9 protein-coding genes are annotated in these 10,961 nt (G+C 65.1%); 5 read left to right on the forward strand and 4 right to left on the reverse strand.

What is annotated here, in order from left to right:
• The coding region (locus EN884_RS11290; RefSeq protein WP_128360559.1) for a TMEM175 family protein at positions 1–389 on the reverse strand (389 nt) is incomplete at its 3' end.
• A 240-nt stretch (positions 390–629) separates the two neighbouring features.
• Between EN884_RS11290 and EN884_RS11295 the strand changes: the two genes are divergently transcribed.
• Positions 630–1,031, forward strand: a complete 402-nt coding sequence (locus EN884_RS11295) for an SH3 domain-containing protein (RefSeq protein WP_063168298.1) — start codon at positions 630–632, stop codon at positions 1,029–1,031.
• Positions 1,032–1,215: 184 nt separating this feature from the next.
• A complete protein-coding gene (locus EN884_RS11300; protein WP_063168297.1) occupies positions 1,216–2,427 on the forward strand; it encodes an MFS transporter in 1,212 nt (403 codons plus the stop codon).
• Between the two features lie 34 nt (positions 2,428–2,461).
• On the opposite strand, the gene EN884_RS11305 is transcribed toward EN884_RS11300, so the two are convergent.
• Positions 2,462–3,922 carry an MATE family efflux transporter gene (locus tag EN884_RS11305; protein WP_244506837.1) on the reverse strand — a complete coding sequence of 487 codons (1,461 nt, stop codon included), beginning with the start codon at positions 3,920–3,922 and terminating at the stop codon, positions 2,462–2,464.
• Between the two features lie 175 nt (positions 3,923–4,097).
• Positions 4,098–5,576 (reverse strand): esterase-like activity of phytase family protein, encoded by a 1,479-nt coding sequence (locus EN884_RS11310; RefSeq protein WP_063168295.1) that lies wholly within the window; start codon positions 5,574–5,576, stop codon positions 4,098–4,100.
• Between the two features lie 245 nt (positions 5,577–5,821).
• Here EN884_RS11310 and EN884_RS11315 point away from each other — a divergent pair, with 245 nt between their 5' ends.
• The 3 genes from EN884_RS11315 (at position 5,822) to EN884_RS11325 (ending at position 10,233) form a co-directional block, all read left to right on the forward strand.
• Positions 5,822–8,233: an FAD-dependent oxidoreductase gene (locus EN884_RS11315; RefSeq protein ID WP_063168294.1), complete on the forward strand. Its 2,412-nt coding sequence runs from the start codon at positions 5,822–5,824 to the stop codon at positions 8,231–8,233.
• A 12-nt stretch (positions 8,234–8,245) separates the two neighbouring features.
• Positions 8,246–9,799, forward strand: a complete 1,554-nt coding sequence (locus tag EN884_RS11320) for a trimethylamine methyltransferase family protein (RefSeq protein WP_063168293.1) — start codon at positions 8,246–8,248, stop codon at positions 9,797–9,799.
• 119 nt (positions 9,800–9,918) lie between these two features.
• Entirely contained in the window at positions 9,919–10,233 is a 315-nt protein-coding gene (locus tag EN884_RS11325; protein WP_013530988.1) for a hypothetical protein, read from the forward strand.
• 184 nt (positions 10,234–10,417) lie between these two features.
• Here the strand turns inward: EN884_RS11325 and EN884_RS11330 are convergent.
• The coding region (locus EN884_RS11330) for a substrate-binding domain-containing protein (RefSeq protein WP_164894977.1) at positions 10,418–10,961 on the reverse strand (544 nt) is incomplete at its 5' end.

Here is a 10,961-nt window from a genome sequence, read left to right on the forward strand (position 1 = left end):
TGCAGGCGATGCAGCGCGGCGGCGAGTATGGTGTAGGCGATGGCGCATAGCGCGAGGTCGGTGCCATAGACTGCTACCGGCACCGGCGCAAAGTGGTTCTCGCCCATGAAGGCTGTGGTCACCGGCATCAGCGACAGCCAGAACAGCAGATTGAGGTTCGCCCACAGCACGCGCCCGTCGACCCGCTGAACGGTGTGGAACATGTTGTGCAGATTGTTCCAGTAGATGCCGACATTGATGAAGGACAGCACGTAGCAGAAGAAGATCGGCCACAACGGCACCAAGGCGGAGAAATCCTCGCCATGCGGCACTTTCAACTCAAGCACCATGATGGTGATGATGATAGCCACGACGCCATCGGTGAATGCCTCGACCCTGCCTTTGCCCATGGATCCCACCTTTGCCCGCGATGAATTGTCGAAAGAGAGTAACGCTAGCGGATGTTGAGGAGCCAATAAATGGCAACCGCGAAATTCCTCAACCATGTCCAAGGAAAATCCGGCATCAGTCCCGCTGGCCAGGACGGTTACGGCCGCCCACCTGTTGACTTTTCTTGGCTTGGCCGCTCCTCTTGCAGGGCAGTCTTGGCCGAAGCAGATGAACGGCCGGGATTCGAATGGAGGGGACTGATGAGATTTCGTTTTCTGCTTGTGGCCGCGACCATCCTGGCCGCGGTGTTCGGGACGTCCGCCGCGGCCTTCGCCTACAGCGCTCACACCTCGACCAACCTCAACGTCCGCAGCGGGCCGGGAGCGGGATACGCCAAAGTGGGAACGCTGCCCGCCGGCTTCAGGGTCAATGTCACCGGCTGCCAGCCGGGCTGGTGTAGAATCCATGGCGGCGGCGTGAGCGGCTGGGCCAGCGCCGGTTATCTTGAACGCTCCCAGATCGTTCGCCCGCCAATCATCATCGTGCGTCCGCCGCATCGGCCGCCACACTGGCACAAGCCGCACCGTCCTCCGCACCATCGGCCGCCGCACAGGCCGCGTCCCGGCAAGTGCAAGATCGCGCCCGGCTTTGCTTGCAGGTAACGCCGACCGGTTGAACGATAGATGACGGATCGGAGCCGCTGGCCCCGATCCGAGCCTGTTCAGCCGGCGGACATCCCGCTCAAGCAATGTCCACCGTGCTGTCAGGAGCCTGCCTGTCGGTTGGAACGTCGTGGATGAAACCGCGTTAGATCCTCGATCCCCGAAATTGGTGACGAGGTTGGCCATGGCCATTCGCGATTTTGCGCATACGCACGAAGGGGCAGGTGGCGATGCTCTCGCAATCCCCACCGTCGCCGCGATGATTGCGGTGCTGTTTGCCGGCAGCACGGTGCTGACGCCGCTCTACATCGTCTACAAGCAGCAATTCGGCTTTTCACAAATCACCCTGACGCTGATCTACGCCGTGTATGTCGTCGGCAATCTGGCGGCACTTCTGATGTTGGGCAGCGTCTCCGATATTGTCGGACGCCGGCCCGCGAGCCTGGCGGCCATGCTCGTCGCCATCGTCAGTGCGCTTGTCTTCCTGTTTGCCGTAAACGTCGTCTCGCTCGACGTCGCCCGCATCCTGAGCGGGCTTGGCATCGGCGTCGGCGCGGGGACCGGAACCGCGTGGATTGCCGAGCTTCTTCCCGGCGCGGACAAGTCGCGCGCCAGTGTGATTGCCACCAGCACCAATTTCCTCGGCCTCGGCCTCGGCGCACTGATTTCGGGATTTCTGGCTGAATACGAGCCATGGCCGTTGCGGCTGATCTTCATCGTCTATCTGGCAGCACTTGTGGTGGTGACGATCCTGGTCTGGCGCACTCGCGAAACGGTGTCGAAGCCGGGCGGCCTCGGGGGGATCTCCTGGCGGCCGCGACTTTCCGTCCCGGAGGAAATCCGTGCGCGCTTCGTCGCGCCGGCGGTGACCGGCTTCGGCGCGATGGCGCTGGTCGGGTTCTACGCCGCGTTGGCGCCGAGCATCCTGGCGCAGCAGCTGCATGAGACCAACCATGCCGTCGCCGGCGCGCTGTTCTTCGAGCTGGCGATCGTCACCGCGATCAGCATTGTCGTTCTGATGCACATGAAGAGCAATAAGGCGATGCTGGCTGCGCTGGCATTGATGATCCCAAGCGTCTTGTTGGTGGTGGCGGCGCAGATATTGGCCTCGATGGCACTGATGGTTGCTGCGACGGCCTGTTGCGGCGTTGCGGCGGCGCTTGGTTACCGTGGCGGCCTGCAAGTGGTGAACGAGATCGCGCCCAAGGATCGTCGCGCCGAAGTGGTGTCCAGCTTCTTCATCTGCTGCTTTGTCGGCAACGCCTTGCCCGTCATCGGCATCGGCATCGTTTCGACCTATGCCAGTCCCGTCGCTGCCAGCCTGGCGTTCGCCGGCATGATCGTGGTGTTTGCGTTGGTGGCGCTGGCTTTTGGGCTGAAACAACAACGGCGTTGAGGGCCTGGAGCGGTCCAGCGGAACCGGGTTGGCTTCAGCCGTTCGGTGTTTCAGGCGAAAGATGCGCGCGTCCGCGCGGCACGCCAAGACCGGTGTCCGGCGGCTCGCCGGCGGCCGGCCTGTCCTCGATCATGTGCGTGGTGCGCCAGCGGCCGAAACGATAGTAGGCCGCCGCCAGTACAAGCGAGCTGATCGAACCCGCCGGGAAGCTCCACCACAACGCTTCCTCGCCGATCACGCCACGCATGAAATAGGCAAAGCCGGTGCGCACGACCAGCACCGAAATGACCAGGATGATCAGCGGCGGCATCACGGCACCCGTGGCTCGTACGGTGGCAAACAGCACGATGGTTATGCCGAACAGGATGAACGACCACGAGGCGACATTGTTGATGTGGACGGCGATGTCGATCGCCGCGCTGTCGCGGCTCAGGAACAGGCTCAGCACCGAACGGTCGAAAACCGACAGCACGGCAACCAGTGCGCCGGTCAGGACGAGGTTGAAGCCGACGCCTGAGGCGGCGATGCGGCCGATCCGGTCCCAGCGCCCGGCGCCGACATTCTGTGCCGCCATCGAGGACACCGCGGCGCCGATGGCGAGCGCCGGCATCTGGATGTAGGTCCACAGCTGGGCGGCGATGCCGTAGGCGGCGGCGACCTGTGAGCCGTAGGAATTGACGATGCCCATCACCGTCAGTGCCGCCGCCGAAATGACGATCATCTGCAGGCCCATCGGCACGCCCTTGAAGACGACGATGCGCAGCAAGGTGGGATCGGGCCGCAGCAGAGCGAGGTTGGCGCCGGCCAGCCGCAGCGGATGCTTGCGCACATAGAGCACGATCAGGATGGCGATCACGCTAACCGTCTGGCCGATCAGCGTGGACGTGGCGGAGCCCGCGATGCCGAGTTCGGGAAACGGTCCGATGCCGGCGATGAGCAATGGGTTGAGCACGATGTCGAGGACGACGGCCAGCGCCATGAAGAAGAAGGGGGTGCGTGAATCGCCGGCACCGCGCAGCACGGTCATGACGAAGGACAGAAGGTTCATCATCGGCACGGCGACGAAGATGATGCGCAGATAGGAGCGCGCCAGCGGCAAGGCGTCGGCCGGTGTGCCGAGCGTGTTGAGAATGGCGTCAACCCAGATCCAGCCGCAGACCGCGAAGACAACCGAGACGAGGAAGAAGAACGTCGCGCTGGTGCCGACAATGCGGCGCGCCTCGGGCAGGTCGCGGGCACCGACCGACTGGGCCACCAGGATGGTGGCCGCCATGCCGATGCCGAACACAGTGCCGAGGATCAGGAACAGGACGAGGTTGGCATTAGAGGTGGCGGTCAGCGCCGATTCGCCGAGAAAACGGCCGACCCAGACGGCGTTGATCGAGCCGTTGAGCGACTGCAGCACGTTGGAGCCGAGCACCGGCAGGGCGAACAGCAGAAGCGTGCGCGGGATCGGGCCGCTGGTCAGGTCGCCGGTGCGCCGGCGCGCGGGCATTTTTTCGTCCATGGCGGGCAACTCGGCGGATGGTGATTTGGATCCAGTCCACGATGATATCGCAGGCGGGACCGAGATGCACCCTTGCGAACGCGCGGCTGAAAGGCCGCTGCCCCGTTCATGCCTGCCGCGAGCCCAGCGGACGCGCCAAGCGCGCCCGCCCGTGCAGTGGCCGTTACTTCCCGGCGAGACCCGGCAGCGTGACCTGATAGACCAGGAACATGGTGTCGACATCGGCGCCGTCTTCCGCCTTGTAGGGTGCGCCGACCTGAAAACCGTCCTGGGCGAGGAAGTCGTTGTCGTTGGCGACGAACAGGAAGTAGTCGTCGGGCAGCTTCGGATCGAGAACGCTGACCACCGACATCGCCTCCCACTTCTCCGACAGGTTGTTCTTGTCGTTCGGCGCGCCATTGTGCAGGCCGAAGCGGCCGAGTTCGCCCTTGTCGTTGATGTCGATGAACGGCGTCAGCTTGGCCGGCATCACCGACGGGTCGAGCACGCCCTTGGGCGCCAGCGGCTTGTCGGCGGCATCGAAGGCGCCGCCGGCGATGTCGGTCGCGGCCGAGACGTCGACGACGAAGATCTGGCGCACCAGCGAGGTGTCGCCCTTCAGCCCCTGGCCGTTGCCGCTGTCGCGCGCCAGCATCAGGAAGGTCTTGTCGGAGAGCGCCACGATCTCGCTCTGCGCGGCGATCTTGGTCTTGCCCTTGGCATCCTTGAACACCGGCAACGGCACGACATACTCATGCGCCAGTTTGAGGTGGGCGAGGTCGGACGCGTCATAGACCAGCGCACGCGTGTTCTGGCGCGTCGCGGGCGAATCGCCGCCATCCTGCCGGGGCGCCGATTGCAGCACCGCGATCAGGAACTTGCCGTCCGGCGTCATCGCCATTCCCTCCAGGCCCTGGTTGTTCTGGCGGCCGGTCTCGGGGTCCTTCGGATCGGGCTCGGCGGCACCGGGTCCCGGATTGTCCGAGGCGAAGTTCGGCGTGCCGTGGCGCATCGGCACGAAGGCGGCCGGTGGCTGGGTTGCCGACAGCAGATGCCCGTCGGCGGAAAACCGATAGATGTTCGGGCCGTATTCGTCGGAGATGAACATCGAACCATCGGGCAGCCGCACGATCGCCTCGTTGTCGAGCGCCAGCTTGCCATTGTCGGCTTGCGGCAGGATCGGCATGTCGCCGCTTGCCGCGCGCACGCCGTTGAGTGGGTCGAGGCCTGTGGCATCAGCCCCCTTGTCGTCGGTGAGAAGCATGGTGTCGGCGAGCGTTGCCTTGACGCCCGTCTGCTCCTGGCCGGCAGCAGGTGCCGCGCCCGGTGCGACCGGAGCAAATTCGATGGCGATCGTGTTGAGGCGCGGCCGGTAGTTGGTGGTGCCGACGACATTGTAGCCACGGTCCGGCAACAGCCAGAGCGAACCCCTGTAGCCGGCGGTGTCATGCGTCCAGCCTGATGCGTCGATCGCCATGCCGGAACCCGAGCCGAAGGTCTCGCCGAACTTGTCGCGCTGAGCGGCCGGGATGCGGCCGACGCCGACCAGCCCCTTGTTGACGAGGCCGCCGACGGTCGCGGTGCTGTCGGCGAGCGCCGGCGCCAAGGCGGTGAACAAGGCCAGCGCGACGCCAAGCGACGCGGGTCGATACAGGTGCTTCATGGATAATCCTCTTTGTGACGGATGTGCCGGAGCGGCCGGGGGACGAAAAACTGAAAGAGGTACGACATCGATGATGTTGCGCAAGCCTCCCCGAAACGCGGTCTACGGCGCGAACATGATGCTTGCGTGACAGCGCGCAGTGCATGCCGGCGGTCGACGAAAAACGATGCGCGCGCGCCGGCACTGGACACTTATGTCCAGTGGATATATACTCCAGTCTTCGGACCAACCGTGGAGGGGAAGCCTTGAAGTCGCACTACCGCGCAGTCGTCATCGGAGGTGGCGTGGTCGGAGCCTCGGTGCTCTATCACCTGACGCGGTTCGGCTGGAGCGATGTGGCGCTGATCGAGCGCGCAGAACTGACGGCCGGTTCGACCTGGCACGCGGCGGCAGGCTTCCATGCGCTCAACGCCGATCCCAACGTGGCGGCGCTGCAGGACTACACCATCAATCTCTACCGGGAGATCGAGGCCGAATCCGGCTGGGATATCGGCCTGCACATGACGGGCGGCGTCAACATCGCCAGCGATCCCGCGCGCTGGGAGTGGCTGAAATCAGCCTGGGCCGTGTTCCAGTCGGTCGGCATCGAGACCGCGCGCCTGGTCACGCCCGACGAGATCAAGGCGATCTGCCCGATCGTCGACGTCAACGGTGTTCTTGGCGGCCTGCATGATTCCAACGAAGGCCATCTCGACCCGTACGGTACCACGCATGCCTATGCGGGTGCTGCGAAGAAGCGCGGCGCCGACATCATCTTGCGCAACCGGGTCGTCGAGCTGAAAGCACGTGCCGACGGGCGCTGGGACGTCATCACCGAGCAGGGCACCATCATCGCCGAGCATGTCGTCAATGCCGGCGGGCTGTGGGCGAAGCAGCTCGGCCGCATGGCCGGCGTCGACCTGCCGGTGACGCCGATGGAGCACCACTATTTCATCACCGATGACATTCCGGAGATCGCAGCACTTGACAGGGAAATCGGCATCGCCGTCGATCTCGACGGCTTTTCATACCTGCGGCAGGAGCGCAAGGGTGTGCTGCTTGGCGTCTATGAGCAGAACCCAAAGCACTGGAACATGGACGGAGCGCCGTGGGATTACGGCATAGAGCTGATCCCGGAAGACATCGACCGCATCAGCCCGGAACTCGCCAAGGCGCATGAGCGCTTCCCTTGCCTGGCGACGGCCGGTATCCGCAAATGGGTCAACGGCGCCTTCACCTTCACGCCGGACGGCAATCCGATTGTCGGGCCGGTGCGCGGCCTGAAGAACTACTGGGTCGCCTGCGGCGTCATGGCCGGTTTCAGCCAGGGCGGCGGCGTCGGCAAGTCGCTGGCCGAATGGATGATTTTCGGCGAACCGCAGGCCGACATCTTCGGCATGGATATCGCTCGCTACGGTGCCTTCGCCGCCAACCGCGAATATCTCAGGCAGACGACGCGCCAGTTCTATTCGCGCCGGTTCGTCATGACCTTTCCCAATGAACGGCTGCCCGCCGGCCGGCCGCTGAAACGCCCCGGCGCCTATGACGGCATGAGCGCGGCGGGATGCGAATGGACGGCTTCCTGGGGGCTGGAAATCCCGGCCTATTTCGCGCCGATGGGATTTGCCGAGAGCACGACGCTGCGGCGCTCCAACGCCTTCGACATCGTCGGCGAGGAGGCGCTGCAGGTGCGGCGCGCCGCCGGCCTCGTCGATATCTCGGCCTATGCGCGCTATGCGGTGTCGGGGCTGGGTGCGGAGGCGTGGCTCGACCGGCTGCTCGCCTGCCGATTGCCGAAGGCGGGGCGGGCCGGCCTGGCGCCGATGCTCGGCCATGACGGACGGCTGAAGGGCGACCTCACCGTCTTCAACTGGGGCGGCGGCTCTTATTGGCTGATGGGCTCCTACTATCTCCGGGAATTCCATATGCGCTGGTTCGAGAGCCATGCGGCGGAGGGCGTCACCATCGCCGACCTCTCCGACACGATGAGCGGCTTCCTGCTCACGGGGCCGAATGCGCGGGAGATTCTGGAGCGCACGACGCATCAGGATGTTTCCGGCGCAGCATTGCCGTTCATGGCCTGTGGCGCATTCGACATCGGTATGGTGCAGGCACGTGTGGCGCGGCTGTCGATCGCGGGCGAACTCGGCTTCGAAATCAGTTGCCCCGTGACCATGCACGCCACGTTGCGCGACACGCTGCTGGCTGCGGGCGAGGATCTGGGCCTTGCTGAAATCGGCTACTATGCGCTCAATGCGCTGCGGCTGGAGAAGAGCTTTGGCATCTGGTCGCGTGAATTCACGCAAGGCTATACGCCGGGCCAGACCGGTCTCGACCGCTTCATCGCTTTCGGCAAGAGCGACTTCATCGGCCGCGAAGCAGCGTTGAAACAGCGGGAGGCCGGCAGCGGCCAATGCCTGGTGACGCTGGAAATCGATGCGCTCGACGCCGATGCCAGCGGTTTTGAGCCTGTCTGGCATCAGGGCCGACGCGTCGGCTTCGTCACCTCGGGCGGCTATGGCTATACGGTCGGCAAGAGCCTGGCGCTGGCTCTGGTCGACCGCGATTTCGCGGGCGAGGGCACCGCGCTCTCCGTGCATGTCGTGGGTGAGGAACGGCCGGCGCGTGTCGTCGCGGCCTCGCCCTACGATCCCCTGGGCAAGGCAATGCGGCAATGAGGAGGATTTCCGATGGTCGATGACGCGGCACGGGACGGCAGGCGCGAGCGCCGGCGTGGACGCACGGGCGAGGCCGGTAGCGAAAGCAGCCGCCGTCCCAATTACCATTCGCTGAAGAACCCGTTCCTGCCGCAGCCGATCTTTTCGGACGACCAGGCGGCTTCGATCCACGACACGGCGCTGCGGGTGCTGGAAGAGCTCGGCATCAAGGTGCTGCTGCCGCAAGCGCGTGAGCATTTTGCCAATGCCGGCGCCCTGGTCGATCCAGACACCGACATGGTGCGCATCGGCCGTGACATGGTGACGGCGGCACTCGCCTCGGCGCCGAAGTCGATCCACGCTTACGCCGGTTCGCGCGCCCGCGATCTGACGCTGGAGCTCGGCTCGATGACCTTCCTGGCCGGGTGCGGGGCGCCGAACGTCACCGATCTCGAGCGCGGCCGGCGGCCGGGAACACTGGCGGATTTCGAGGATCTGATGCGGCTGGTGCAGCATTTCGATGTGCTGCATATGCTGGGGCCCTGCATCGAACCGCAGGATGTCGACAACCGCTTTCGGCACTATGCCGTCAACCGCGCGCAGTTGACGCTGTCGGACAAGCTCCCGTTCGTCTTCGCGCGCGGAACGCCGCAAGTCGAGGACGGGTTCGAGATGCTGCGGCTGGCGCGCGGCTTGTCGGAAGAGGAGTTTCTGGCAAGCGCGCATTGCTACACCGTCATCAACACCAACTCGCCGCGTCAGCTCGACATTCCGATGGCGCAAGGCATCATCGATTTCGCTCGCGCGGGGCAGGTCTCCGTCATCACGCCGTTCTGCCTGGCGGGCGCCATGGCGCCGATAACGGTCGCCGGCGCGCTGACGCTGCAGCATGCCGAAGCGCTGGCCGGGCTGACGCTGGCGCAGATCGTGAGGCCGGGTGCGCCGGTCGTCTACGGCTCGTTCTCCTCCAATGTCGACATGAAATCCGGCGCGCCCGCCTTCGGCACGCCCGAGCACGTCAAGGCGACGCTGGGCGCCGGCCAACTGGCGCGCTTCACCGGGCTGCCTTGGCGGTCCGGCGGCGGCAGTGCGGCCAACATCTCCGACGCACAGGCCGCGCACGAGACGCAGTTCGCGCTGTGGGGCTCGGTGCTGGCCGGGGCGACGATGTGCATCCATGCTGCCGGCTGGCTGGAGGGCGGCCTCAGTGTCTCCTTCGAGAAACTGATCACCGACATCGAGGCGCTGCAGACGGTGGCTGAACTTTGTGCTGCGACGCCCGGCGACACCGACACGATTGGTTTCGAAGCTATCGCCGAGGTGCAGCCGGGCGGGCATTTCTTCTCGGCCGGCCACACCATGGCGCGCTATCGCACCGCCTTCTATGAACCGCTGGTGGCCGACTGGTCGAATTTCGGCAACTGGACGCAAAGCGGCTCGAAGACGGCGAGCGAGCGCGCCACCGGCGTCTGGAGGCGGGTGCTTGCCGATTTCGCGCCGCCGACCTCGGCCGTCGCCACATCAGGCGTGCTGGACGAGTTCATCGCGCGGCGCACGGCAGAGGGCGGAGCAGCGCCGGTGTCTTGAGGCTGGCTCCCGCTGATCGCCCTGGTTGTGGCGTGATCCGGAACCTATAGCGCCTCCCGCGCATTCAAGGCTGCGGCCGGTGCACTGCGCACCGGTGTGCTGTTTGAGGGGAGGACGACATGGGTTTCGACCAGTATCACGAACCGCCTGAAGAACTGTCGCAGGAGGTGCGGACCTTTGCCCGCATGATCACCTCGCTGATCGAGGAGGCGGAAGCGATCAGCTGGTACGAACAGCGCATGTCGGTGGAGAAGGACCCGCAGGCGCGCGCCATCATGAAGAACGCGCAGGGCGAGGAGTTCAAGCATTTCGGCATGGATCTCGAATTCCTGCTGCGCCAGAAGAAGGACTGGCGCGCGGAACTGAAGGAAATCCTGTTCACCACGGGCGACATCGTCAAGGCCGGGGAGCGGGGCGAGAAGAAGGTGGACTAGGGTATGTCGATATTCAGGTGAGGCCGGCCTGCAAACGACGGCTTTCTGCGCTTCCGGTGCTCACGGACCCGAATGTCCGCTCCGCTCCGGTTCTCAAAAGCCATCATTTTCGGCTCGGCCTGACCTGAATCTCAACACACCCTGGCTCAGCGTTTGACAAATTCGCCAGGTCCTGCTGCTGCGATTAATCGCTGTCGCGCGCGACCAGTTCCAGCGGCCAGACCTCGCGGATGATCCGCGGACCCTCCGGGCCGGCGAAGGCGGGAAGCGACGCCAGCAGCATTTCCGCGAGCCGTTGTCCCATCGGCTCCAGCGCCGGGCGGAAGGCGGTCAGGGCTGGCGAGAAATAGCGGCAGAGCGGCGTGTCGACGATGACGGTCACTGCCATGTCGTGACCCGGCCTGATACCCATCTCTGCCAGCGCCTTGCAGCCGCCCAGCGCCATCGCGTCATTGTTGAAGATGATGGCGGTCGGCGGAGCCTTGGAGCGCATCACCTGCGGCGTCACCCCGTAGCCGCCGGCCTCGTTGATGAAGCCGGACGCGATCAGCTCGGGGTCTACCTCGATGCCGTGCCGCCGCAAGGCCTTGCGATAGCCGACCAAAAACAGATAGCCGAAATTAAGGTCGAGCGACGGGCGGACGGCGGCGATGCGGCGGTGGCCGCGCGCCACGAGGCGGTCGACCGCGTCGGCGCCGGCCTTCTCGAAATCGAGGTCGAGGGAAGGG

Origin of the sequence: Mesorhizobium sp. M7A.F.Ca.AU.001.01.1.1 (assembly GCF_004022735.1) — a bacterium.
GTDB lineage: Bacteria > Pseudomonadota > Alphaproteobacteria > Rhizobiales > Rhizobiaceae > Mesorhizobium > Mesorhizobium ciceri.